The 23,166-nt window shown below is 35.5% G+C and carries 25 protein-coding genes, 2 tRNA genes and 3 pseudogenes; 13 read left to right on the top strand and 17 right to left on the bottom strand.

Annotation, left to right across the window (positions count from 1 at the left end; all coding sequences use genetic code 11):
* Positions 1-2: 2 nt before the first annotated feature.
* Positions 3-272: a YfhJ family protein gene (locus ACEWK1_RS18305; protein ID WP_121664478.1), complete on the bottom strand. Its 270-nt coding sequence runs from the start codon at positions 270-272 to the stop codon at positions 3-5.
* Between the two features lie 107 nt (positions 273-379).
* Between ACEWK1_RS18305 and ACEWK1_RS18300 the strand changes: the two genes are divergently transcribed.
* A complete protein-coding gene (locus ACEWK1_RS18300) occupies positions 380-544 on the top strand; it encodes a small, acid-soluble spore protein K (protein WP_121664477.1) in 165 nt (54 codons plus the stop codon).
* 52 nt (positions 545-596) lie between these two features.
* Here the strand turns inward: ACEWK1_RS18300 and ACEWK1_RS18295 are convergent, their stop codons facing one another.
* Positions 597-914, bottom strand: coding sequence for a YfhH family protein (locus ACEWK1_RS18295; protein ID WP_396653938.1), 318 nt, complete (start codon positions 912-914; stop codon positions 597-599).
* 21 nt (positions 915-935) lie between these two features.
* A complete protein-coding gene (gene recX, locus ACEWK1_RS18290; protein WP_121664475.1) occupies positions 936-1,733 on the bottom strand; it encodes a recombination regulator RecX in 798 nt (265 codons plus the stop codon).
* A 116-nt stretch (positions 1,734-1,849) separates the two neighbouring features.
* Here recX and ACEWK1_RS18285 point away from each other — a divergent pair, with 116 nt between their 5' ends.
* From ACEWK1_RS18285 to ACEWK1_RS18255, 7 genes and pseudogenes are all read left to right on the top strand, one after another.
* Positions 1,850-2,752, top strand: coding sequence for a TIGR01777 family oxidoreductase (locus ACEWK1_RS18285; RefSeq protein ID WP_212138740.1), 903 nt, complete (start codon positions 1,850-1,852; stop codon positions 2,750-2,752).
* A gap of 67 nt (positions 2,753-2,819) precedes the next feature.
* A complete protein-coding gene (locus tag ACEWK1_RS18280; protein ID WP_121664473.1) occupies positions 2,820-3,947 on the top strand; it encodes an amidohydrolase in 1,128 nt (375 codons plus the stop codon).
* Between the two features lie 535 nt (positions 3,948-4,482).
* Positions 4,483-5,040, top strand: a complete 558-nt coding sequence (locus tag ACEWK1_RS18275) for a GNAT family N-acetyltransferase (RefSeq protein WP_121664472.1) — start codon at positions 4,483-4,485, stop codon at positions 5,038-5,040.
* 122 nt (positions 5,041-5,162) lie between these two features.
* Positions 5,163-5,291: a YfhE family protein gene (locus ACEWK1_RS18270; RefSeq protein WP_098798575.1), complete on the top strand. Its 129-nt coding sequence runs from the start codon at positions 5,163-5,165 to the stop codon at positions 5,289-5,291.
* A gap of 76 nt (positions 5,292-5,367) precedes the next feature.
* Complete coding sequence (locus tag ACEWK1_RS18265; RefSeq protein WP_121664471.1) at positions 5,368-5,562, top strand: YfhD family protein; 195 nt, start codon at positions 5,368-5,370, stop codon at positions 5,560-5,562.
* 279 nt (positions 5,563-5,841) lie between these two features.
* A pseudogene (locus ACEWK1_RS18260) lies at positions 5,842-6,363 on the top strand (N-acetylmuramoyl-L-alanine amidase family protein); the annotation flags it as partial.
* Positions 6,364-6,441: 78 nt separating this feature from the next.
* A complete protein-coding gene (locus tag ACEWK1_RS18255; protein ID WP_373995131.1) occupies positions 6,442-6,900 on the top strand; it encodes a peptidoglycan-binding domain-containing protein in 459 nt (152 codons plus the stop codon).
* A 198-nt stretch (positions 6,901-7,098) separates the two neighbouring features.
* Here the strand turns inward: ACEWK1_RS18255 and ACEWK1_RS18250 are convergent, their stop codons facing one another.
* Positions 7,099-8,232 carry a DEAD/DEAH box helicase gene (locus ACEWK1_RS18250; RefSeq protein ID WP_121664469.1) on the bottom strand — a complete coding sequence of 378 codons (1,134 nt, stop codon included), beginning with the start codon at positions 8,230-8,232 and terminating at the stop codon, positions 7,099-7,101.
* 655 nt (positions 8,233-8,887) lie between these two features.
* Between ACEWK1_RS18250 and ACEWK1_RS18245 the strand changes: the two genes are divergently transcribed.
* A complete protein-coding gene (locus tag ACEWK1_RS18245; RefSeq protein ID WP_098798571.1) occupies positions 8,888-9,085 on the top strand; it encodes a hypothetical protein in 198 nt (65 codons plus the stop codon).
* A 65-nt stretch (positions 9,086-9,150) separates the two neighbouring features.
* Here the strand turns inward: ACEWK1_RS18245 and ACEWK1_RS18240 are convergent, their stop codons facing one another.
* The 6 genes from ACEWK1_RS18240 to ACEWK1_RS18215 all read right to left on the bottom strand — a co-directional run bounded on the left by ACEWK1_RS18240 (position 9,151) and on the right by ACEWK1_RS18215 (position 15,546).
* A complete protein-coding gene (locus tag ACEWK1_RS18240) occupies positions 9,151-10,344 on the bottom strand; it encodes a class I SAM-dependent rRNA methyltransferase (RefSeq protein WP_212138739.1) in 1,194 nt (397 codons plus the stop codon).
* Between the two features lie 107 nt (positions 10,345-10,451).
* A complete protein-coding gene (locus ACEWK1_RS18235; RefSeq protein ID WP_212138738.1) occupies positions 10,452-11,420 on the bottom strand; it encodes a sugar phosphate isomerase/epimerase family protein in 969 nt (322 codons plus the stop codon).
* Positions 11,421-11,496: 76 nt separating this feature from the next.
* The gene (locus ACEWK1_RS18230; RefSeq protein WP_416636549.1) at positions 11,497-12,510 is read right to left on the bottom strand and encodes a Gfo/Idh/MocA family protein; all 1,014 of its coding nucleotides are present in this window, start codon (positions 12,508-12,510) and stop codon (positions 11,497-11,499) included.
* 5 nt (positions 12,511-12,515) lie between these two features.
* Positions 12,516-13,547, bottom strand: coding sequence for a Gfo/Idh/MocA family protein (locus ACEWK1_RS18225; protein WP_121664465.1), 1,032 nt, complete (start codon positions 13,545-13,547; stop codon positions 12,516-12,518).
* A 49-nt stretch (positions 13,548-13,596) separates the two neighbouring features.
* Positions 13,597-14,319 (bottom strand): ThuA domain-containing protein, encoded by a 723-nt coding sequence (locus ACEWK1_RS18220; protein ID WP_121664464.1) that lies wholly within the window; start codon positions 14,317-14,319, stop codon positions 13,597-13,599.
* A 192-nt stretch (positions 14,320-14,511) separates the two neighbouring features.
* Positions 14,512-15,546 carry a LacI family DNA-binding transcriptional regulator gene (locus ACEWK1_RS18215; RefSeq protein ID WP_121664463.1) on the bottom strand — a complete coding sequence of 345 codons (1,035 nt, stop codon included), beginning with the start codon at positions 15,544-15,546 and terminating at the stop codon, positions 14,512-14,514.
* Between the two features lie 424 nt (positions 15,547-15,970).
* Here ACEWK1_RS18215 and ACEWK1_RS18210 point away from each other — a divergent pair, with 424 nt between their 5' ends.
* A complete protein-coding gene (locus ACEWK1_RS18210; RefSeq protein ID WP_098798565.1) occupies positions 15,971-16,144 on the top strand; it encodes an asparagine synthase in 174 nt (57 codons plus the stop codon).
* Positions 16,145-16,179: 35 nt separating this feature from the next.
* Here ACEWK1_RS18210 and ACEWK1_RS18205 read toward each other — a convergent pair whose 3' ends face one another.
* The 3 genes and pseudogenes from ACEWK1_RS18205 to ACEWK1_RS18195 form a co-directional block, all read right to left on the bottom strand.
* A complete protein-coding gene (locus tag ACEWK1_RS18205; RefSeq protein WP_212138736.1) occupies positions 16,180-17,298 on the bottom strand; it encodes an NAD(P)/FAD-dependent oxidoreductase in 1,119 nt (372 codons plus the stop codon).
* Positions 17,299-17,587: 289 nt separating this feature from the next.
* On the bottom strand, positions 17,588-18,589 hold the full coding sequence (locus ACEWK1_RS18200; RefSeq protein WP_212138735.1) for an NAD(P)/FAD-dependent oxidoreductase: 1,002 nt from the start codon (positions 18,587-18,589) through the stop codon (positions 17,588-17,590).
* A gap of 17 nt (positions 18,590-18,606) precedes the next feature.
* Positions 18,607-19,844: pseudogene (locus ACEWK1_RS18195) on the bottom strand (cytochrome P450).
* Between the two features lie 240 nt (positions 19,845-20,084).
* On the opposite strand from ACEWK1_RS18195, the gene ACEWK1_RS18190 reads away from it, so the two are divergent.
* Both ACEWK1_RS18190 and ACEWK1_RS18185 read left to right on the top strand, forming a co-directional pair.
* Positions 20,085-20,603, top strand: coding sequence for an Hsp20/alpha crystallin family protein (locus ACEWK1_RS18190; RefSeq protein WP_212138734.1), 519 nt, complete (start codon positions 20,085-20,087; stop codon positions 20,601-20,603).
* Positions 20,604-20,620: 17 nt separating this feature from the next.
* Positions 20,621-20,761, top strand: a pseudogene (locus tag ACEWK1_RS18185) (spore germination protein); the annotation flags it as partial.
* A gap of 296 nt (positions 20,762-21,057) precedes the next feature.
* On the opposite strand, the gene ACEWK1_RS18180 reads toward ACEWK1_RS18185, so the two are convergent.
* The gene (locus tag ACEWK1_RS18180) at positions 21,058-21,324 is read right to left on the bottom strand and encodes a spore germination protein (RefSeq protein ID WP_121664457.1); all 267 of its coding nucleotides are present in this window, start codon (positions 21,322-21,324) and stop codon (positions 21,058-21,060) included.
* Between the two features lie 15 nt (positions 21,325-21,339).
* Positions 21,340-21,705 carry an Hsp20/alpha crystallin family protein gene (locus ACEWK1_RS18175; RefSeq protein WP_162987533.1) on the bottom strand — a complete coding sequence of 122 codons (366 nt, stop codon included), beginning with the start codon at positions 21,703-21,705 and terminating at the stop codon, positions 21,340-21,342.
* A 77-nt stretch (positions 21,706-21,782) separates the two neighbouring features.
* On the opposite strand from ACEWK1_RS18175, the gene ACEWK1_RS18170 reads away from it, so the two are divergent.
* The gene (locus tag ACEWK1_RS18170; protein WP_212138733.1) at positions 21,783-22,823 is read left to right on the top strand and encodes a hypothetical protein; all 1,041 of its coding nucleotides are present in this window, start codon (positions 21,783-21,785) and stop codon (positions 22,821-22,823) included.
* Between the two features lie 78 nt (positions 22,824-22,901).
* On the opposite strand, the gene ACEWK1_RS18165 is transcribed toward ACEWK1_RS18170, so the two are convergent.
* Positions 22,902-22,975 (bottom strand) — tRNA-Arg (locus tag ACEWK1_RS18165).
* Positions 22,976-22,993: 18 nt separating this feature from the next.
* Positions 22,994-23,084: transfer RNA gene (locus tag ACEWK1_RS18160), tRNA-Ser, on the bottom strand.
* Positions 23,085-23,166: the final 82 nt, after the last annotated feature.

The raw sequence follows: 23,166 nt of genomic DNA, 5'->3' as shown, positions 1-23,166 counted from the left end.
AATTAATGCTTTAGATAATCATCATTGTTCAATAAGTGACTATATTTAGGGTTTGTTGCTATGAAATCGTGAAGTTTGTCGCCATAATGGGTAATTAACTGTCTAACAACCTGTTCGGTCATTTCTTTTCCTTTGTAAGTTCTACCTGCCTTTGCTTGGGTAGATTCGAAATCTTCCCATAACAGCTCCACCCATGTTCTTGCTTGTGCATACGAAAGGCTATTGTTTTTACTTAATAACTCATTTGTTAACCGCTCAAAGTATTCTTCCATTATTATCACCTCTAGGTAGGATTCGTTACTAATATTTAGGCTCTATAGGACCCATACTATAAATACGCTTCAATGATTGAAGCAAATGATGAATGGAGGGGATTGTGTTGCGTAACAAAGAATCAGGATTCCCAAATATGAATAACAACAAATTTGAAGGCGAACCAAGAGCGAAGGATGAGTTTGCATCTAAGCGAGCAAACGGCACGATCAATACTCATCCACAAGAACGAATGAGAGCATCTGGTCGACGTGAAAATCCTTATTCTTAATAAACACAATCATATTTTTTAATCAAACAGTGAATGGGGCTGACAAGTATTGTCAGCCCTTTAATAACATTGATATTGGCAGAGCTTCTTCATGTTCTGGTGAAGCCAACCGATACCCCCATGCAAAGATTCCATTCATATAATTTATTTTAAAGAATTCACCAGGTGCACCATCAATTTCATAAACTTCTTCAGACTTAAATTCATTTGGATCTAGAAGATATGATTTTGCCATAGTAATTTTCCGTTCTAAAACAGCAAACTCATTAACAATCCCTAACTGCTCTGCTTTCCTTGCTTTTTCCTTTAATGTTGCAATTTCACTTTTTAATTCATATTCAGTCATTTCACTATAACGCTTAGTATTCACAACCATTTCCCCTTGCTCTAATTATTCACTTAAAAACTTTTCAATTAATTCTATCGCAAAACCTTTTCTATATAAAAACTGCTTCATTTTCATTTTGTAGTGATAAGGATCTTCATTTTGATATTTTTTCTGAGCCTTTTCCGCATGCTTAACTAACGCTAACCACTCTTCAGATTCATCTTGCTCATAGTCGACTTCCTCTAACGCAGTTGAAATGATATTATAGGAAAACCCTTTTCTTAGTAGATGCTGCTCGATTTTTTGCTTAAGCTGAATCGTTGAAAGTTTATTATTTTTTTTCAAAAGTTTTTCAGCATGAGCAACGGCCTCTTCAATCTGCTCATCTTGATTATATTCCTCCAAGACCTGTTCTACTATAGATTGTCCAATTCCTTTCATAGCCAATTCACGAGTTAATACAGTAGGACCTTTCCCATTTGTTTGCTTCTGGGTCCGCACATAGGCTAGTGCAAATTCAAAATCATCTACATAGTTAAATTCTTTTAATTTAGCGATGACTTCCTTTATTACCGATTCATGATATTCCTTTTTCGCCAAATGATCCTCTACTTCTTTAACTGAGCGCATACGATAACTTAGGAACTCTAACGCCTTATTATAAGCCTTCTTTCTATCATCACCATATTTTATCTCAACGATATCAAATTCATCTAGTTCTTTGCCTTTTTGAAGATTATGTTTTATTAAAATGTCTTGATCAACGCTAAAAGCATACTTTTCCCCCGTACCATCATCGAGGAAAATATTGTATCTTTCATCAGATTGCTTTTGTGTAGTAATTTTTGTAATAATTGCCATGCTAATCACCTACTCATAACTTGTTATAACACATTCAAATGAGGTTATTTTTAAAAGAAAGGGTATAAATGAAAGAGATACGTTACTTTAACATATTTATAAAAGGAGTTGATTTTATGAAAATTGCCATTTCAGGTGGAACCGGCTTTGTCGGGAAGCATCTAGCCCAACATTTTTTAAGCAAAGGATACTCTGTTTATATTTTAACACGAAGTAAAAGAACTTCTTCAGAAAAAAACCTGCATTATGTTCAGTGGTTATCAGAAAGCTCAAATCCAGCTTCCGCTTTGGAAGGTGTTGATGTAGTAATTAATTTAGCTGGTAAAACAATTAATACGAGGTGGACAGAAAAAGTAAAAAAAGAGATCGTAGATAGTCGCGTCGAGTCTACTAAAGCCATATATTCTATAATAAATAGCCTTAAACAAAGACCGTCTGTTTTTATAAATGCAAGTGCAATTGGAATATACGGTACCTCTGTAGAACAAACTTTCACAGAGACATCTACCACCAAAGGAACAGATTTCCTAGCAAAGACTGTTGAGGTTTGGGAAAAGGAAGCGAACAAAATGAACGAGCTTGGTGTAAGAACCGTATTAACAAGATTTGGAATTGTTCTTGGAGAGGAAGGAGCACTACCAAAGATGGTTCTGCCTTATAAAATATTTGCAGGAGGTCCTCTTGGCTCCGGTGGGCAGTGGGTGTCTTGGATTCATATCGGTGACCTGGTTCATCTTATCCACCATATTATCCACACACCAAAGATTACAGGACCCGTAAATGCAGTGGCTCCAAATCCAGTTCAAATGAATCAGCTTGGAAAAACAATTGCAAAAAAACTACAACGTCCACATTGGTTACCAGCTCCTTCATTTGCATTAAAAGCTGTATTAGGTGAAATGAGTCTCTTACTATTAAAGGGGCAACGGGTGTTGCCTGAAAAGGCCTTAACAAGTCATTATCAATTCATATATCCCTCTCTTGATAAAGCGTTGAGCGACATATTAAAATCTCAATAATGCAGCCTTGTCTGAAGGCTGCACAAGATAAAAACTTATTTTTAAAAGAAAGAGAATGAAGCCACCTATGAAATCTACACTTTTTAAACAAGCAACAGTTTATCCTGTTGTTTCACCAGTTTTGTATGAGGCAGATGTTTTAGTTGAAGATGGTAAGATAGCCGCGATTGGCAAAAATATAGAAACAAATGGAGAAGCAGAGATTATTGTATGTAAAGACAAATTTCTTTTCCCTGGATTTATTGATGTGCATACACACCTAGGTCTTTATGATGAAGGTACTGGCTGGGCAGGAAATGATGCTAATGAAACAATTGAGCCTCTCACGCCACATATCAGAGCGTTAGATGGAGTACATCCATTAGACCCAGCCTTCAAGGATGCAATAAAGTATGGCATCACAACAGCTCATGTTATGCCTGGCAGTGCTAACGTTATAGGTGGTACAACCTCTGTTATTAAGACATTTGGGATTAATATTTCTAAAATGGTTATTCAAGAAACAGCTGGCTTAAAAATTGCTCTGGGAGAAAATCCGAAGCGTATGCATAGCCACGGGAATAAAGAATCCATTACCCGAATGGGAATTATGGGGATGCTTCGTGAAGCATTCTACAAGGCAAAGTATTGTGATGAAAAAGAGGACTTTCGCTCTATCTCAATAAAAAAGGCCTTGCGACGTGAAATACCAGTTCGTATTCACGCTCATCGTGCAGACGACATTATGAGTGCGATTAGATTCGCAGAAGAATTTAATCTAGATTATCGGATTGAACATTGTACAGAAGGACATTTAATTGCTGAAGAATTAGTAGGCAAAGGAGTCAAAGTCTGTGTTGGACCTACTTTAACTAGAAAGTCTAAGATTGAATTAAAAAACAAAAGTTGGTCAACCTACCAAGAGCTTTCCAAAAGAGGTGTAGAAGTTTCCATAACAACCGATCATCCTTATACCCCGATTCAATACCTTAATCTTTGTGCAGCATTAGCTGTTAGAGAAGGGTTTAATGAGCAAAAGGCATTAGAAGGAATTACTATCACAGCTGCACGTAATTTAAGAGTTGCAGATAGGGTTGGTAGTATTGAAATTGGTAAGGATGCAGATTTGGTGGTTTGGAATACTCATCCTTTTCATTACTTAGCGAAACCTGAACTCACCATGATTGATGGGAATATTGTCTATAAAGAAAGCTAGTAAGCTTGACTTGCGTGCAATAGCAAAAACAGGACAATGATATTTTCACATTTAACAGATAAAAAATGACAAAGAAATATTATACCGATATCATTTTCCCCTCATTCTCTTTATGATAACACAGTTATTTTCACTGCTCTTTAGTAAAGGGTTAAACCGTGTTATTTACTATGCATTGTTGTCAGAATATTTTACCAAAACTCAAAAAAGGTAAGTATATCAACAACTATTTTAAGATACAAAAATTTTTTTTTGAATTCGACAAAAAAGGAGTATCTTTTTCATATAAAATGCCGTATTATACTCCATGGAAGTAACATTAAAAGTGATTTCACCATTGTCTTCACTTAACGAAATGCAAATATGAACAACTAAATCTAGTAGTGGGAAGGCAAATGGTGCGCCACCAGCAATACTGGTTCTAGTGGGTTCGATTCCCACCCCGAAATTTTTTGAATGTAAGGCAACATAAAAAATTTCGAGGGTGGAGACGACCATATCACGTGGAGTCTGCCCTCAGGTTGGAGGGGTCCAGATGCTAAAAAAACGTGATATTTATGATAGTCAAGCACTTTATGAACACATGATTCACCCAGAAGTCTTCCCTTTTGTGCGTCATAAAGCAAATTCTTTTGAAGAATATTTATTTCTAACTAAACAAACGATTGAGGCTGAAGAACGAGGTGAATTGATTTCACGTACCATTTTAGATGAATGGGGATCTCCAATCGGCACAATTAGCTTGTTTGATATTCAAGATAAAGCTGGTTTCTTAGGAACCTGGATTGGAAAGCCATATCATGGCAAGGGCTACAACAAACTTGCAAAAGATGCGTTTTTCAATGAACTTTTTTATGAACTAGATATTGAAACGATTTTCTTAAGAATTCGCAAACAAAATATTCGCTCAACAAAGGCTGCAGAGAAGCTTCCTTACGTAGTAAATGCGAATGAAACAAGAGCACATTTGCTTGAACAAATAAATAACGGCGAAGATATTTTTAACCTTTTTGAAATTTCAAGAGACCAGTATACAATTTACACATATCACAATGCTTCTGAGGCTGAAGAACAACAACTTAAGGAAGCTTAATTATCCACAGGTGAAATTCAAATGAATTTCACCTGTTTTGTATTTTTTTCCTACTTCTGTATGAATAAACTTGATGATGTCAAAACTAATCATGAATACTACATTTTGGAAGGATGATTATGATGGCATCAGAAAAAAAGAAAAGAGATAAATCAAAAAGTACTCTTTCAAGCATGCAAGAAGTAACATATTCTCGTGAGTTCAAAAATGCTGATCGAGCTGGTGGATACATAAGTAAACAAAGACACTAACTTCCAACATGAAATGATGAAAAAAAGCCATCCTAAGTTTGAACAAGTTGTTCAATATCTTTAGGGGGGCTTTTTTATGGGCAGAGGTCATAAACATAATCATAAAGCACGAGATAAAAACTCTTCATCACTTCCACAAACACCTAAAAACTTAAAAAGAGATGGGATTGACGAGGAATTTTCAAGAGAATTAGCTGACCAAGACGATATTGAAGCTCAAGCAAGAGCAAAAGCAGCTGATCAAAGACAACGCGCTAATAGAAATTTATAATACGTATGCTGAAAAGGAAGTGGGAATCTCCACTTCCTTTTCTTTTCGTGGATAATTTGTGGATATTCCAACACAAAGACTGTGGATAATGTGGATAAACCTGTTAGTATCTTTATTTACAATACTCTTTTATCCACATATAACTGTTTATATTCTAAAAATAACTAATACTCACTATGTGGATAATGTGAATAAATTAATTCAGTTAACAATCATATGCCTATTAACATATACTGCAATGTAGTCGTTTGTATAAAAATAAGACAGGGGTGTTAATAGTTGGCATACGAGATTACACAGGATTATATTCGTACTGGAAACTCCCGCTCTGGACAACGTATTGGTACAGTTCGCTTTATTGTTAGCCATGATACAGGCAATCCAGGCTCTACTGCTTATGGAAACCGCAACTACTTTGATACTCAGCAACCATCTGCTTCTGCCCATACCTTTATTGATGATAAATATATTTTAGAAATCATTCCTTTAACTGAAATTGCTTATCATGTTCGTTCAAATGTAACAACTGATAACAGGCTATATGGTGCAAATGCCAATAGTGCTGCAATTGGAGTGGAGTTATGTCATGGAGGTACAATCAATTTTCAAGAAGCATATAATCGCTATATATGGTACCACGCTTATCTTTGTGACAGATTTAATTTAGATCCTAATTCAGATATTGTTGCACATGCTACGCTTGACCCAACAAGAAGAACTGACCCAATTGGGATATTACGTAGTAACGGTATTTCTTGGTCCATGTTTATTGAAGATGTATCCGAAGCACTTAGTAACTTTAATGGTGCAGCACCACCAAATGAACAAACTGAAACACCTCCTACTCCAGTAGTAAAAGGAACATCTGTTACCTTACCAATTGGTGAAGGGAAATCTGGCTCATTTGTTAGAGATATTCAACAACAACTAATCAGAGCGGGTTACCGTTTACCACGTTTCGGCGCAGATGGAATTTATGGTGATGAAACAGAAAAGGCAGTCATGAGATTTCAAAGAGATTTCAATTTAGCTGTTGATGGATTAGTCGGACCAAATACACTATCTAAATTACAACAAGTAAATCAACAAAGAATATCTGCACCCGATTTCCCTCTACCATCAGGGATTCTCAGACGTGGAAGTGAAGGAGAAGGGGTTAGGCAGGTTCAACGTGCATTGAAGGAAATCAACTTTGATCCAGGTCCAATTGATGGTATATATGGCCCTAGAACAGAAGATGCAGTAAGAAGATTTCAATTAATGTACGCAGCTCTTGCAGATGATGGAATATATGGCCCAAACACAAGAAAATATATACGAATGGAATTAGAGGATTAGTTCATTAAAAAATGAATAACAAACCAGATTAGAACATAAAGTATTACTACATCACAGAATAAACAACAGGCTAAGAAAGCACGTTGCTCATATAGAGTGGCGTGTTTTCATTTTTTATAAAAAAGGTTCTGAATAACTTATTTCTTCCTTAACATCAAAAAAGATCTAACAACCAAGTGTTAGACCTTTTTCTTACTCTTATACTTCAGCCAATTCTCCTCGATATAGCTCATTTTTTCTTACAGTAATGTTTAACTCCTTTGCCAGCTTCCTTAACTCCCTTTCTTCCCGTTCTGTTACGATTGAAACAACAGTTCCTGAAGCCCCTTGTCTTCCTGTTCTTCCAGATCTATGCACATATTGAGAGCTTGTAGATGGTAAGTCATAATGAATAACATGAGTAAGTTCTGCTATATCTAAACCTCTTGCAGCAACATCTGTTGCAAGTAAAAGGCCTTGCTTTTCAGTACGAAGACTTTTTAACGCTGCTTCTCTCTCCTCTTTTTTAGTGTCACTATGCAAGAGGTGAACATCCACTCCTTTATAGTCGAGTTTCTCACCTAATACACTTAAATTACCAATATCCTTTACAAATCCTAATGCTTTCATAGGAATATTCTTCACGAGCTTTTCCAGTATGAGTGCTTTTTCTCTTTGTTCACAAACAAGGTAAACATGATCAACTTTTCCAGTTGGTACTTCTTCCTTTCCAACCTTTATAATCTCAGGATCCTTTTTCATTAGATCTCTTGCTTTCGATTCTGTACTTTCATTTAAAGTGGCTGAAAAAAGTACTACTTGTCTTTCATTAAGAGTTGTTTTCACAATATCTTGTATTGTTTTTTTGTGTTCAGGAATTAAAAGCTGATCTCCTTCATCAAGAACAATTGTCTTTACTTCATGCATTTTCAATTTTTTCATTTTAATTAATTCATAAATTCTTCCTGGGGTCCCAAGAATGATTTGTGGGCTCTTTTTTAGTTTATCTACCTGTCTTTTTATATTAGCTCCACCAATAAAGGAAGCACTAGTTATTTCACTGCCTTCTGACCATTTCTTTACTTCGTCGAAAATTTGCATAACAAGTTCTCTCGAAGGAGCTAGTATCACAACTTGTGCCGCTTTTCTGTTCACATCAATTTTGTTTAATAATGGTAGTACATATGCTAACGTTTTCCCTGTTCCAGTTGGGGATTCGGCAACCACGTCTTTTCCTTCAAGTATTTGTGGAACAGCTTTAAGTTGAATCGCCGTAGGATTCTCAAATTCTGCTTTTGACCAATTAGATTGAATAAATGGCTCAAGCTCTTGTAAAAAATTCTCTAGTGTCATAAGTGTAACTCTCCTTTACATTTACCGCTTTATGTAACTATTATGATTAGACTGTTTGTGCACACACATTCAGTTGATCTCATTATTTAAAAAGTAATAATAATCGTATTATTCCCTTTTTAGCTATCATTTAAAAAGTCAGTATTATAAGTATAGCCTTTTTTCCCTGAAGAGAAATAACCATTCGTCATATTTCCCCAGAAATAATTTTATTTCTACAAGATTTGCTTTTTATCATACTCATACATTATCTTTCTAACTTTTTCTTATCTTTTTATGTATAGAAATCTCTTAATAAGGGAATAGTAATATTACATCCCCCCCTTTACTATATATTGAAAAAACCTCCTTATGGGGGTTTTTTCGTTTTGCTCCTGAACATCTCTTTTTATTTAATTCTTATAAATTTTATACTAGATTTTAAGTCTACATGAAATGATGAGAAGTCCTTCCTAACAAATGTCGATTTGCGGACATCCCTATCCATATTTCTTTCCAAAATGACAACTTCTTTATTTTTTTCCTATTTTATGTTTACATCACATCAATATAGGGTAATACCCCACTAGCATCAATAAAAAACTCCATACTAACAGTGTTCGATTGAGCATTTATATAGGAAATGATTATGACTTAAGAAAAGGTGGGTTATCCAATGGTTAAGGAAATTCAAATTAAAAAAATGAATGAAATTAACGACGAATTAGCAGCCATTTCAAGTGAATGTGAACGTGCTTTCTCGGAATGGTTTCATGATCGAGGTAATTCAAAACTATTAAAAGAATATCGCTCACTTCTCGGTAAACGTGAAGACATCATAAAAGAATACAAATCATATCTTATTATTAACTAAACATAATAAATTCATTTATTACTTACTATACTTGGCTAACAAGAAAAGGTTCTTGTTAGCCAAGATTAATTTTTACTTAATATAACTACTTTTAAATAATTTCCTTCTTTAAACTCTCGAGAAGTTCTAAAATCAGCTGGTAAACTAAATTCCTCAAGAATGGTGTAAGCTTCTCTACTTTCTTTAAAAGCCTTATCAATAAACCCTTTAAATTTCTTCATACTAAATGTACTACAGTTGGATGAAGCCACAATAATCCCTTTTTTAGCGGTAATTTGAATTGCTTGCTTTAATAAATCAGGATAATCCTTTCCAGCGCTAAATGTATGTTTTTTAGAGCGGGCAAAGCTAGGAGGATCTAGTATGACCATATCGTAATTCAGCTTCTTTCTAACAGCATATTTAAAGAAGTTAAATACATCCTCTACTATAATATCTTGTGCCTCATAATCAATTTCATTTACACTGAATTGTTCTATTGTTTTTGCTTTGCTTCGGTTAGCAAGGTCAACACTGGTTGTTTTAACAGCGCCTCCGAGTGCAGCAGCAACAGAAAAAGCCCCTGTATAAGAAAAGGTATTTAATACATGCTTCCCTTTTGCATACTTATCACGTATGGCTTTTCTGACATCCTTTTGATCCAAAAATACGCCGACCATTGCGCCTTCATTCAAATAAACGGCAAATTTAATACCATTTTCTTTCACAATAAGAGGGAAATTGGCTCTTTCTCCAATAACAAAGTCATCATCCTCAATATATGTTCCCTTAACATCAAATCTCTTCTTTTCATAAACACCTTTGAAATCCACAACTTTTTTCATGGCTTCCATTATGTCTTTTTTAAAGTGATAAATTCCTTCACTATACCAGGTGATTACGTAATAACCATCATAATGATCAATCGTTAATCCACCAATTCCATCACCTTCTCCATTAAAAACCCGAAAAGCTGTTGTATGTTCATCTTGATAAAATGACGAACGAGCATTTATAGCTATATTTAATTTATTCTCAAAAAAGGATTGATCAATCGCTTCTTGTTGGTTATTGGTTAAAATCCATCCTCTACCTTTGTTTTGTATACCATAGTATCCTTTAGCTAGGAAATGATTGTTTTCATCAAACAAATCGAGAATGGCTCCCTCTTCTTTTAAAGCATTTATATTTTTGATGGCTTCTTTATTGATTAATGGATATCCTGATCGAAATTGATTAACAAAATTAGATTTTATTTGGAGTTTTACTGTTTTATTCATCTACTCACACCTATTTTAAAATTTCCGTCAAACGAATCTATTCCATCATACCGATCTTTTTACAAAAAAGAAAACCCCTCTTAAAAAGAGGGGGCAAGAAACTATCTTTATACCCACCACATTTGTGATGGCTGCTCATTAATTAAGACAGATTTTAAGTTTGTAACAGCACGCTCAAAGCCTTCGTCGATAGACATGATTGGATCTTCATGTTCAATACTTACAACATAGTCATATCCATAAGTACGTAGAGCACTCATTATGTCATTCCACTCTGTTAGACTGTGACCACAACCAACGGATCTGAACGTCCAAGCTCTTGTCTGAACTTCACCATATGGCTGCATATCTGTTAATCCATACATATTAACATTATCTTGGTCAATATAAGTATCTTTTGCATGGAAATGATGAATAGCATTTTCTTTCCCTAAAATTTTAATTGCTGCAACCGGATCAATTCCTTGCCACCAAAGATGACTTGGATCCAGGTTTGCACCAATTGCATCACATGTAGCTTCACGAAGCTTTAGCATTGTATATGGTGTATGTACTAAAAATCCACCATGTAACTCTAAGCCAATTTTCACATTGTGCTCTTTCGCATACTGTCCTACTTCTTTCCAATATGGAATTAACTTCTCTTCCCATTGCCACTTTAGCACATCGCCATATTCATTTGGCCAAGGAGTAACAGGCCAGTTCGGATGTTTTGCTCCCTCATGGTCACCAGCAGTCCCTGAAAATGTATTAACAACAGGTACATTCATTAACGATGCAAGTTTGATTGTTTTCTTTAGTGTTTCTTGAGAATCTTGAGCAAATTCCTTATCAGGTGAAATTGGATTACCATGACAACTGAATGCACTAATAACTAAATCACGTTCTTGTAGTTTCCCTAAGTACTCATTACGTTTTTCTTCACTCTCAAGTAATGCATCCAAGTCACAATGAGCTCCACCTGGATAACCACCAGTTCCAATTTCAACTGCCTGCAAACCGGAAGCTTTTACTCGATCTAACATATCCTCAAAAGATTTATCATTAAAAAGTACTGTAAAAACACCTAATTTCATCGAAAGTCCTCCTTTATTATTCTCTTTACTCATGAATATCTAGAGGCATCTAGACATTCATGAGTTTACCTCTTCATTATTTTGACTCTGCTGATTGATAGATTCCATCAATAATTTGAGAAACCTGCAGAGCTTCTTCTGGTTTTACAACAAGCTCAGCTCTTCCTAGACAAGCATCAAGAAAGTTCCTAGCCTGAGATAGACCAGGATCATCCTCACCAGAAATCCAAGCAGCCTGACTGTTTATAAGCATGTCATCTTTCGCCGCATAAAACTCCAGAGGAAAAACACTTAATCCACCATCAACGCCTGATATACTTACGTGCTCTTCATCATCCAATATATTTGCAGCCCATGACGTTTCTAGTAATAAAGACGCACCATTTTCAAACTTAATGTATGCTGTGACATGGTCATCTACATTAAATGTTTCATGGTCAAAGCTACCCCATTGATTAACCGAATTGGGTTGTTTGCTTAATGCATTGTACGTACTGCCATTTACCTCAACGTACTTTGGACTTCCCATTAACCAAATAGCCAAATCTAGTAAGTGACATCCATAGTCAATTAAGCTACCTCCACCTTGGAGTGACTTATTTGTAAAAACACCCCAGCCAGGCACCTTTCTTCGTCTCAAAGCTCTTACTCTTGTTACAAGTGGCGTACCGACATCTCTCATCATTTTCTTTGCTGCCTGTGAATTTTTCATAAAACGATAATGATAAGCAATCGCTAACACTTTATTTGTTCGTTTTGAAGCTTCAAGCATCGCTTCACATTCTTCTGCTGTAAGTGCCATTGGCTTTTCACATAGAACATGAACTCCTGCTTCAAATGCTGCAATTGTCATTTCAGCGTGAAATTTATTCGGCGTACAAATAACGACAGCATCAACATGTTGAAACATATCCTGATAGTTTTCAAATACCAGCTCAATTTTAAATTTATCTGCTGCTTCTTGTGCTCTTTCTTTGTTAACATCACTTACAGCTGTAATTACACAATCCTCAAAGCTTTGAAAAGCTGGGATATGTCGGCCTTGTGCAATACCACCGACTCCGATTATTCCAATCTTTAGTTCACTCATTTTCATCACTCAAATACTTTTGCAATTGTTTTTGTTTCGTTTGATTTAAGTGCAGCAATAATAACAGCTAACGATTTCATACCTTCTTCTCCAGTGATTAGAGGCTCTTTGTTTTCAACAACACTTGAAATAAAATGATCAATAACATGTGAAGAGTTTTGACCACCTTCATCGTTTGATTGAATTTTTCCAAGCTCATACTTTACTACTTCACCATTTGTATATTGAACAACTAATGAATAAGTTGGATTATCCTCTAAACGAATAATTGCCTTTTCACCATAAATAATTGTTGAGTTATCTTCTTTTGCTGTGTAGGACCAGCTTGCTGCAAGTGTTCCAATAATGCCACTTTCCGTTTTAAGGGCACAAACAGCCGTGTCATCAACATCTGCAAATTCTTTAGCTGATGTCTCAATGAATGCTCCAACCTCAACAATTTCTTCACCTAGTAAATAGCGCATTAAGTCCGTTTTATGAACACCTAAATCACCCATTGCCCCGATATAAGCTTTTTCCTTTTCAAAGAACCAGCTATCTCTTCCATCTTGGCTCCAGCCCTCTGGACCAGGATGTCCAAATGCAGTTCTAAAGCTGTAAATTTTTCCAATAGAACCGCTTTCAATTAATTCTCGAGCAATTTGATGTGAACGTACAAAACGCTGATTATGAGCAATCATTAGTTTTTTATCATTTTTCTTAGCCGCTTCAATCATTGCATCTGCTTCCTCTTGAGAAGTTGCCATTGGCTTTTCACATAATACATGAAGTCCATTATTTAGAGCTTCAATTGTTACAGGCGCGTGTAAATAGTTAGGTGTACATACACTAACAACATCTACCTCTCCACTATGGATAAGCTCTTTATAATCAGTAAATGCTTTTGCACCATATTTATTAGCAATTTCTTTTACACGATCTTCTACAATATCACACACAGCCACTAGCTCTACATGTTGATTTGAAGCATATTCAGGTAAGTGACGATACTGAGCAATACTACCACAACCAATTACACCAACTCTTAATTTTCCCATTAATAATTCCTCCTAATATGTGTAATGAATTTTTCTTATTTTTTATAAATTACTTAGCTGAGATTGTTTCTAATGGCTTAGCATTTCCATAAACAGGACGTTTACGGTTAACAGGCTTTACATATTTAACAGCATTTTTAATTACAGTTTGTATTTGCTCGTTATGGTATGTTGGGTATGTTTCATGACCTGGACGGAAGTAGAATATCTGACCATTACCACGTTTAAAAGTACATCCACTTCTAAAGATCTCTCCACCCTCAAACCAGCTTGTAAAGATCAACTCGTCCGGTGCAGGAATATCGAAGTGCTCACCATACATTTCTTCTTTTTCGAGTTCAATATACTCTCCAATTCCTTCTGCAATTGGATGACTAGGGTCTACAACCCAAAGTCGTTCTTTATCATCAGCTTCACGCCATTTTAAATCACAGCTTGTTCCCATTAATTTTTTGAAAATCTTAGAAAAATGTCCTGAATGCAACACAATAAGTCCCATTCCATCTAGCACTCTTTGCGCAACCTTTTCGACGATTGAGTCCTCTACTTCATCATGTGCAAGATGCCCCCACCAAACGAGTACATCAGTATTTTCTAAAACCTCATCTGTTAGTCCGTGCTGCGGCTCATCTAATGTAGCCGTTTTCACTTCATTGTTGTCTTGTTGTAGAAAATCAGCAATTGCACCGTGGATTCCCTTTGGATAAATCTCGCTAACTACGGGATTTTTCTTTTCATGTCTGTTTTCATTCCATACTGTAACTTTAGTCATTGTATTCATCCTAATCTAATCGTATTTTTTATCATGATGTTATTGTATATCATTTATCATATTCAAATTTTTACTAGTTATCTGTTAAACTTATCTCTTGAATACAGCTTCATTTGTTACATCTAAAACAATGAAGTTAGTGAACCGGTTAACAAACCATATCTATTTCTCCGATTAGATGAGCTCACCTCCTTAAATGTCTGACTTTCCTTTAGTCGAATCCCTGACAACGAGTTCAACAGGGAGCATAATCTGCTCAGGGTGTACATCCTCACTTTCAATCACAGTGATACATGTTTCTGCTGCAATTGATCCTTTTCGAAAAACATCCTGACGTATTGTCGTTAAGCTCGGTGAAGAAAATTTACTAATCATCAAGTCATCGAATCCAACAATTGCATAGTCTTCAGGAATTCTTTTTTTATGATCGTTAAGTGATTTAATGATTCCTAATGCAGTAATATCAGAAGAGGTAAAAATAGCTGTTATATCTTGTTTTTTCATTAATTCCATTCCAATGGAATATCCATTTTCAAAGGTATTTAACTTTCCTTCAACAACCATTTCTTTATTAAAAGGAATACTAGCTTCCTTAAGAGCCCGCTTAAAACCTAAAAAACGTTGGCCGTCTACCGCACTATCTATCTTTCCATTTGGTATAAAGCAGATTTGAGTGTGACCATTATCGATTAAATGCTTTGTGCCCAAATATCCACCTAGCTCGTCATTGATGCGAATATTATGGTATGCATCAGCATACTCCTCAAACGAATCGACAAACACTAGCGGAATAGATAGCGGTTTCATTTTTTCGAATACATTAAGAGGAAACTTGCCTAAAACCAAAAGGGCATCTAAGTTTCGCTTCATGATCCAGTTTTTGCATTCCTCCGCTTTAGAGATACCGGAGATAACAAAATCATATCCATTTTTTCGACAAGTATATTCAACACCACTTAACAATTCGCTAACATAAGGATTTTCCTTTAAAATCGGTGCTAATGTATCTTCAACTAATGGCATAATCACACCAATCATCTTAGACTTTCTTTTCGATAAACTGATCGCGGTAAAATCCGGTTGATAGTTTAATTGTTCAATAGCCTGTAATACACGATCTTTCGTTTCCTCTGATACCTTGTTTACTCCATTGAGTACGTAGGACACCGTAGCAGCCGAAACTCCAGCGTGTTTAGCTACATCACGTATTGTCATTTTTTGATTCATATTGCCTCCCGGTTAAACGGTTAACTTATGATGTCATTATATAATGTTGGGTAAAAAAAGATCAAGGGTTATATAAAAAATTTTATTCTTATTGCTAAAAATTAAGTACTGCTTCAATATAAATTATTCCATTAAAAATCTTAAATCTACTATGTATAAAAATAGTAAAAATGGCAAAGATGATACTATTAACTTAGTAGATTGCGAGGAAATAAAAATGATAAAAAGTTTTATACCAGCTATCTTATTAATCTTTTTTACCTTTGTAGGCTTTAGTGTTTACTTTTTATATCAATTAAGTCTTTTCACTTTGAAGGTAATGGTCTATACGATTTAAAATGTACTCTACATATATTCCTAGGAAGATGCACATGCTAATCATGGTGTTTATTACACCAATAACAACGATGTGGGGGAAAATGACATGAATATTCGTGAAGGATTAATACCAACTGCATTAGGTTCAGCTGTTACTGCTACTGGATATGCATTAAAACAAAGACGCGGTTCTAATAAAATGGTCGCAAATACTGTTTTTGGTTTTGGTCTTGCCCACGTAGTATTAGGTGCCATTGACCTTGTCCAACATCGACGTTAACAATAAAGGTGAGCTAATTACGGCTCACCTTTTCCCTATTCTATTGCATTTTCAGGGCTATACAATTGAAGCTCTAATTCAGTTTCTTTTCCCATAGCAAGATTAGCAAGCTCTAAACCAAGAAATGGACCACTCGTTAATCCCGAGGCTCCCAACCCATTTGCTACTAATAAACCATCATACCCTTGTATTGGACCAATAACTGGGAGAAATCCAGGTGTAAATGGACGGAATCCCACTCTTGTTTCTACCATAGAGCTTTCATCTAAACCTGGTGCTACCTCAAGAGCTTTACTTAATATTTCATAAACTCCACCTGCTGTTACACGAAGGTCAAAACCAACATCATCCTCATGTGTTGCACCTACTACAACCCTACCTTCTTCAAAAGAAAGAATATATTGATTGTTAGGTGGCATCACGACTGGCCAAGAGCTTGTATCTACGTTCTCGATATGAAGATGAATAATTTGTGCTTTTTGTGGCTTAACGATAAAGTTTATCCCTAATGGACTTAATAACTCCTCTGACCAAGCACCACCGGTTATAATCACTTGATTAGCCTCAATAACTTGTTTATTAACACGAACCCCGGTAATATGCTTTTTATCTTGAACTAATGAAACAGCATTTTCTTCAATAAAAGTAGCACCGTTCTTTTTTGCTGCCCTGACTAATGCTGAACGAAGTGCTCTTCCATTGACCCGTGCTCCCCCACTTACATGAACAGAACCGTATTCTGATGATAGGGGTGGAAATAAAGACTGTGTGTCTTCAGGTGATAATATGTTAATTTCACCGATTTCCGGTGCATCTTCTCTTCGTTTAGCAGCTCGTTCTGCCATTTTTTCAAGCTTTGCTGGATCTTTATGCAAACTAATTGCTCCGACTTTGCTATAACCTGTTTCTGTTTCACCATCATCTTCTAATTTCTTTATTAATTCCGGATAATAGCGAGCTCCACCTTTGACCATTTGATACCATGCTTTGTTCCGTCGTTGAGACAACCATGGACAAACAATACCAGCAGCCGCATCTGTAGCCTGTCCCTTATCTTTTCTATCTATAACAGTAACTTGAGCACCAGCTTTAGCTAAATGATAAGCAGCTGATGCACCGAGAATTCCCGCTCCAACCACGATATAGTTCTTCAATTAATACACCTTTTTCTGCATCCTTTTTTAATTATTTTACCCTAAGTTTGGTGTAGGACTCAATTCGAGTAATTATAAAGGGCAATTTAAAAGGTGTGTATTAGATACACACCTACTTTGTCTCTTCAATATCAATAAGTTAAAACAGTCCTTACAGTTAAAATAATGAAAGTGAAAAAGCCTACTTGATTTTTGATCATTTCGCCAGCTCCTTTACCTTTTGTTTTTGTTAATTTCAATATACAGAAGGTAAAAGATGTATTCCACATTCATGTTATAAAATGTAACATTAATTTCCAGAAAATTTTAAATTTAATTTATTCACCATTCTTCTCGCCATCTCTTCCCCTGCGGCAACCCCTGATAGAAATGCACTCTCAACCCGTGTTCGCCCACTACGATCATCTTTATGTAAAAACACATCACCAGCCAAAAATAAGGGGAATGTTTGTTCAAGATCTAAGAAAGGATGTTTTATTGTTGAAGTCGCTTCTGAGTATCTCCACCTCTTTAGCTGTAGCTCTATGATTTTTTCTTTCTGTAAAACAGGCTTTAAGCTCTCTAGAAGAAGTGCCTTAATTTCATGATCTTCTAAATGATAATGATTTTTTGCCCATTGCCCTGTTGTGTATATACTAAGAGTTGTAAGACTTGAAATTCCCTTTTTCTTATGATCAACAATGCGGTCGAGTCCATCAGGCAAGTTTTCATTAAGAATTCCTACCTCTGGGAGAGTAGATGAAGTAGGTAAAGATGCTAATAATACAAAGCAAGGATGATACGTAACATTTTTTAGCATCTTATTAAACCTATGATCTATTTCTAAATTATGAAGCAATTCTACTGATTGTGGTACTGGCGCAGTTATGATCACCGCTTTTGCAGCAATTTTTGTGTGACAATCAGTTAGTAATAAGTAATGATCCTCGGCATTTTGAATGTTAATAACTTTTGTATTAAATATCACTTCCAGGTTTTCACCAAGTTTTTTTACGAGACTGTTCATTCCATTATTACTTTTATAACGTGAGTAGGTTTTGCCGAACCATTTGCTTACGAAATCATTTTTCTCCCACTCTTCCACAAAGGATTGGAAATGCTTTGTTCGTACTGTAAAGAATTGAGCACCATGATCAACCCTGCCTTCTCCAATACGTCTTGTTGCCATTCTTCCTCCAAGACTTTTTCCTTTTTCAATGACCAACACATCATCTACACCATTTTCTTTTAAAGTTCTAGCAGCCATTACACCTGTTAGACCACCACCAATAATGACAACATCCCTTAACACCCTATCTCCCCCTTTAGCTAACGTTCAATTATCTCCATTCTAAGACCATCCTTTATTCGAAGGGAAACAAGTGGATCAGGTATAGCCTGTTCACCTTCAATATGTCGAAATTTATACTTTCTTCCTATAATCGCTAATATTAAGACCGTTTCCATAACGGCAAACTTATATCCAATGCAGCTTCGGGAGCCCCCTCCAAAGGGAAAATAAGCAAATGGAGGAATGTTCTCATTAGATCCACTCGCAAACCGATCAGGCTGAAACTCCTCTGGATTTGGGAACATCTCATGATTACGATGAATGGCATAAGAACAAATCATAAAAGTGCTTCCTTCTTTAAACGTCTCCCCTAATAACTCCACATCTTTATCTGCCTCTCTGTATATAAGCCAAGCAGGTGGAAACAGCGAAGTGCTTCTTTCATCATTTGCTGAGTATATGCTAGCTTACTATAAACCTCAAATGGTGATTCTTCCAATAAAGAAATAGCATCAATCTCTTCATGAAATTTACGTTCTACCTCAGGGTTTTGACTTAGAGCATAAAAAATCCACGTTAATAAATTGGCTGAGGTTTCATGACCTGCAAGGAGCATTGTCATCATTTGATTCCGTATTTCTTCATCAGATATTCTTTCACCTGTAGCAAGTGTTGTATCCAACATCATCCCAACCATTGTCTTTTGGTAGTTTTCCGGATTCTCCTTCGCTTGCTTGATAATTTCATAAATCATGTTTTCAAGCTTACAAATCGCCTTTTTATGTATTTTATGTCTTTTTGTTGGAACATTTAACGGTAAAATAACAGGAGACAATAAGGTGTGGGCAGTTTGCTCAATCGTTTCACTAACCGCTTTTGCAAGCAGCTCTTTGTTTTTCTCTAAATCTGTTGCAAACATAACTTTTGAAATAATTACTAATGTTAACTGCATCATTTCATCACTTAGGTTGCAATTCTTTCTATGATGAAGCGTTTCAACAAGCTTCTTCGTTTCCTCAACCATTGTCATCGCATAATGATTTAAACGTTCTTTATAGAAAATCGGCTGGTAATAGTTTTTTTGTCTTCGATGCTCTTCCTTTTCAGTAGTCAGAAGTCCATCACCAATCGTTCTCCTTAATACTTTTGTTGTCCGTCCCTTTCGAAAAAAAGAATCCTTTGTCACTAAGATCTCCTTAACAAACTCAGGTGAATTAACAATAAAAGAGGGTTTAAATCCTGTTCGTAAAGAAACAATATCCCCCTTATCCAACATGTTTAAAAAGGAAAAAAGGGGGTCTTTCTGAAATTCAATAAAGTTTTGAAGTCGTGGGGTTGTAACGTCCTTTAATCTACTCATATGAGAATCTCCTTAAATAAGTGATTTCTTTTTATTGTATCTAACTTATGAAAAAAAAATAAAAGACAATGTGCTACATATTGTCTTAAACTTCCAGAACATATAGGCCTTTATCGAATAGACTATAATAACTATTCAGTCGAAAGGATGGCTACTATGCAGAATCCTATGGGTTTTTTCAATCAAAAAAATGGCTTTCCCTTTCAGGCAATGCCCCAGTCACAGTTTAGTCCGGAGAATTTGCTTGAATTAAAAAAGATGGTTAAGCAATATCACTCCATTTTAAATGATGATTTTTGGAGTAACATCCATGGATTAGGTACGAGTAAACGAAAGGAAATTCAGTTAATACCAGTTGAAATTTGGGAAAGTGAACATAACATTTACCTATCAATCATTTGCCCCGGGTTAAAAGAGTTGAATCATGCGAAAGTCTTTTTTCAAAATGATCAGGTGTTAACATTAAAAATAAAGCATCAATCAGTAAAGCCTGCGGGTGCAGATACTTTACTCTCAAGTGATCTTCCACAAACAACATATGAAAGAGAAATCTTTCTCCCTAAATCAGTAATGACATCAAATTATTCTTCTAGCTATGAAGACGGGATCCTCACCTATGTATTGAAAAAAGCTGAAGATCATGAGTCAGATTTAGAAATTCCATTTGATTTTTAACAAGGGAGGGACTAAGTATTCCAAAAATTGAAATCAATATCGGAAACTTCAAAGTATATAGTATTGCTGGAACGTCTTCTTTAGTTGTTGGTAAGGGATATTATCATGAATTAACAAGTCAAACAAAAACGACAAATGGTGTTGGAAGTGCATATGGAGATGGTTCTTACATTAATATGAGTCCATATCAATCACAAGTTAACGACCCTGATATGAAGGTGAAAAATAACCAAAGTCATTATCCTTATTACGCTCCCTCTTATGTGATGAATCCATATTATTTGCCACCTTATCCCCCCTACCTATGTGTATATCCCGTATATAAATAATTCACTTGCTCAGGTTAGGACTGCAGGTGAATTATTTATTTTCAGTTAATAATTACAAAAGACTATAACCATCAAAAGACTATAAAAAAAGTACACCTTGTTTTAAGTGTACTAAGAACTCTGTATCAATCTTCTAATCCCAAAGATGATTGCGCTATAGGCATCATTGTATCAACACCATCTGGATCAAAAACATTAGAAGCAATTGGCTGAAAGTTATTAAAATCAAAATCTCCAAATGTTTGACCGGCAATTAAGTTATTTTTAACCTGACTTTCTAATGATTGATAAAAAGATTCCCCAACTGAAAATGCTGCGTTTGTTTCCATTTGGTTTATTTTTACCCCACCAAAAAAGATTATACCTACTGGTTCATTATCACCAAATACCATACTCCCACCACCTTTTTAAAAAGTTAGATAAACTTCTAGAATTCCGTTGTTATAAGTAAAATTGACATTTTTCTTATTCACCTTTTTAGGAATCTTAATTCTACGGTGAAACGGACCTTGATAAATTTCCTGCAAGATAATATTCTTATTGTTTTCAGGAACTACTGTTACAACTTTCCCTTTGATCTCAAGATCATCATGCTCACTAAAGGATACCTGTAAATTTTCCTTTTTTACCCCAGGAAGGCTAAGACGAATATAATACCCATCACTCGTTTCAAACAAATCAACCCTTGGAGAGCGAATTTCCTTTTGACTATTATTCTTTATTCTTGAGTTTCTTCTCATTCCGTACGGTTTCTTATTGCCTTCGTAATACATAATGATCCCTCCAGTCGAATAAGAATTATATAGTATATTCAGTGACATCAAGAAATGTGAAATAAGGAGTGTTCTTGATGCATTCCAACTCTTCTAATCAAGATCTTATCCATCAGATGCAACAACAGATTCATTATATGCATAAATATATTCAACACTTAAATCAATATATTAATCAACAGAATGTATATGAATATTACATTCAAGGCTTAAATGTCGGAAAAGTCACAGGAACTCTTCAGTTAGGACAGCTCATCAAAAATGAGCTAAAGGATCGTGATGGACTCCATCGCTTTATAATCGGTGAAATTAACATCAGAGAAATAGAGGGTACGGGAACAGTTGGCCTTGGAGTAATGGAAAAAGAAGATGCAAAACAGCCACCAAGTGAAAATGATGAGGAGCTTAATAAGCTTTATGAAGAATTAAAAATACAATTACATATTGAAGAAGTTCCTGCTTTTTTAAAAAGTATTGAGATAGGCACATTAACAAAGATTCAAACTTGGATGGGGAGCAACTTGAAGTTAAATGAAACATTAACAGCTTTTTATGAAAATATTTTATTTATCTTAAATGAAAGAATTAATCCTGTTATTAACATAGCTACTCCATCACTATCTGAAGATACATATATTGAACTTGCTGATGAAATTGAAATTCAAGCAAAGTCCTTATTTGTGATTTCAACTTTATTACAAATCATATCACCAGGATATATAGAGAAATATAAAAATAGATCCCATTTTAATACTTTTGAACAAGCGGAATTAGATCAAACGGAAAAACCAGTCACATCTCAGCAGATTATAGAAAAAATCAAAAAAGGTTTTAGGTTGAAAAATCTCCCCTTTGTCATTGAAGAGGAATTAGATGAGTCCCCCGAAACCTTGAGATATTTTTTTCATCATATTGTCCAGCCAATCGTTGAATCTGGGGATGCTGCACTTTACATTGGTAACATTTTAGCCCTAATTATCAAGAGTACTGGGGAATTTTCAGAAGAGGAAATTGATTTAAACATTGAAGAACAAAGCAATCTTTTTTCACAACTAATCAATTTTTTAGATGAGTATATCAAACATATCTTGCTTGAATACTTATTGTTACAGATTTAAGAATTCATTAGTAAATAAAACTTCTTTCAATATTTAAACACAAAAAAACTAACCTGTTTACGGTTAGTTCTGACTTTACGCGCCTTAGAGGATTCGAACCTCTGACCGACGGCTTAGAAGGCCGTTGCTCTATCCTGCTGAGCTAAAGGCGCATTATATATATGTATTTCTGGCGGAGAAAGAGGGATTTGAACCCTCGCGCCGCTTACACGACCTACACCCTTAGCAGGGGCGCCTCTTCAGCCTCTTGAGTATTTCCCCACATAATAAAAATGGCTCCGCAGGTAGGACTCGAACCTACGACCGATCGGTTAACAGCCGATTGCTCTACCACTGAGCTACT

It is taken from the genome of Metabacillus sp. YM-086 (genome assembly GCF_048059995.1).
Classification (GTDB): domain Bacteria; phylum Bacillota; class Bacilli; order Bacillales; family Bacillaceae; genus Metabacillus; species Metabacillus litoralis_B.
This window is presented reverse-complemented; position numbering and strand designations above follow the sequence as displayed.

Excerpts from the sequence above, each read along its gene's own strand:
- ACEWK1_RS18240 (WP_212138739.1), bottom strand. The coding sequence starts at position 10,344 with ATGAATAAAACAGTAAAACTCCAAATAAAATCTAATTTTGTTAATCAA.
- ACEWK1_RS18180 (WP_121664457.1), bottom strand. The coding sequence starts at position 21,324 with ATGGTATTTGGTGATAATGAACCAGTAGGTATAATCTTTTTTGGTGGG.
- ACEWK1_RS18305 (WP_121664478.1), bottom strand. The coding sequence starts at position 272 with ATGGAAGAATACTTTGAGCGGTTAACAAATGAGTTATTAAGTAAAAAC.
- ACEWK1_RS18215 (WP_121664463.1), bottom strand. The coding sequence starts at position 15,546 with ATGAATCAAAAAATGACAATACGTGATGTAGCTAAACACGCTGGAGTT.
- ACEWK1_RS18225 (WP_121664465.1), bottom strand. The coding sequence starts at position 13,547 with ATGGGAAAATTAAGAGTTGGTGTAATTGGTTGTGGTAGTATTGCTCAG.
- ACEWK1_RS18280 (WP_121664473.1), top strand. The coding sequence starts at position 2,820 with ATGAAATCTACACTTTTTAAACAAGCAACAGTTTATCCTGTTGTTTCA.
- ACEWK1_RS18285 (WP_212138740.1), top strand. The coding sequence starts at position 1,850 with ATGAAAATTGCCATTTCAGGTGGAACCGGCTTTGTCGGGAAGCATCTA.
- ACEWK1_RS18220 (WP_121664464.1), bottom strand. The coding sequence starts at position 14,319 with ATGACTAAAGTTACAGTATGGAATGAAAACAGACATGAAAAGAAAAAT.
- ACEWK1_RS18190 (WP_212138734.1), top strand. The coding sequence starts at position 20,085 with ATGCAGAATCCTATGGGTTTTTTCAATCAAAAAAATGGCTTTCCCTTT.
- ACEWK1_RS18230 (WP_416636549.1), bottom strand. The coding sequence starts at position 12,510 with ATGAGTGAACTAAAGATTGGAATAATCGGAGTCGGTGGTATTGCACAA.
- recX (WP_121664475.1), bottom strand. The coding sequence starts at position 1,733 with ATGGCAATTATTACAAAAATTACTACACAAAAGCAATCTGATGAAAGA.
- ACEWK1_RS18250 (WP_121664469.1), bottom strand. The coding sequence starts at position 8,232 with ATGACACTAGAGAATTTTTTACAAGAGCTTGAGCCATTTATTCAATCT.
- ACEWK1_RS18235 (WP_212138738.1), bottom strand. The coding sequence starts at position 11,420 with ATGAAATTAGGTGTTTTTACAGTACTTTTTAATGATAAATCTTTTGAG.
- ACEWK1_RS18275 (WP_121664472.1), top strand. The coding sequence starts at position 4,483 with ATGCTAAAAAAACGTGATATTTATGATAGTCAAGCACTTTATGAACAC.
- ACEWK1_RS18270 (WP_098798575.1), top strand. The coding sequence starts at position 5,163 with ATGGCATCAGAAAAAAAGAAAAGAGATAAATCAAAAAGTACTCTTTCA.
- ACEWK1_RS18265 (WP_121664471.1), top strand. The coding sequence starts at position 5,368 with ATGGGCAGAGGTCATAAACATAATCATAAAGCACGAGATAAAAACTCT.
- ACEWK1_RS18245 (WP_098798571.1), top strand. The coding sequence starts at position 8,888 with ATGGTTAAGGAAATTCAAATTAAAAAAATGAATGAAATTAACGACGAA.
- ACEWK1_RS18170 (WP_212138733.1), top strand. The coding sequence starts at position 21,783 with ATGCATTCCAACTCTTCTAATCAAGATCTTATCCATCAGATGCAACAA.
- ACEWK1_RS18175 (WP_162987533.1), bottom strand. The coding sequence starts at position 21,705 with ATGTATTACGAAGGCAATAAGAAACCGTACGGAATGAGAAGAAACTCA.
- ACEWK1_RS18210 (WP_098798565.1), top strand. The coding sequence starts at position 15,971 with ATGAATATTCGTGAAGGATTAATACCAACTGCATTAGGTTCAGCTGTT.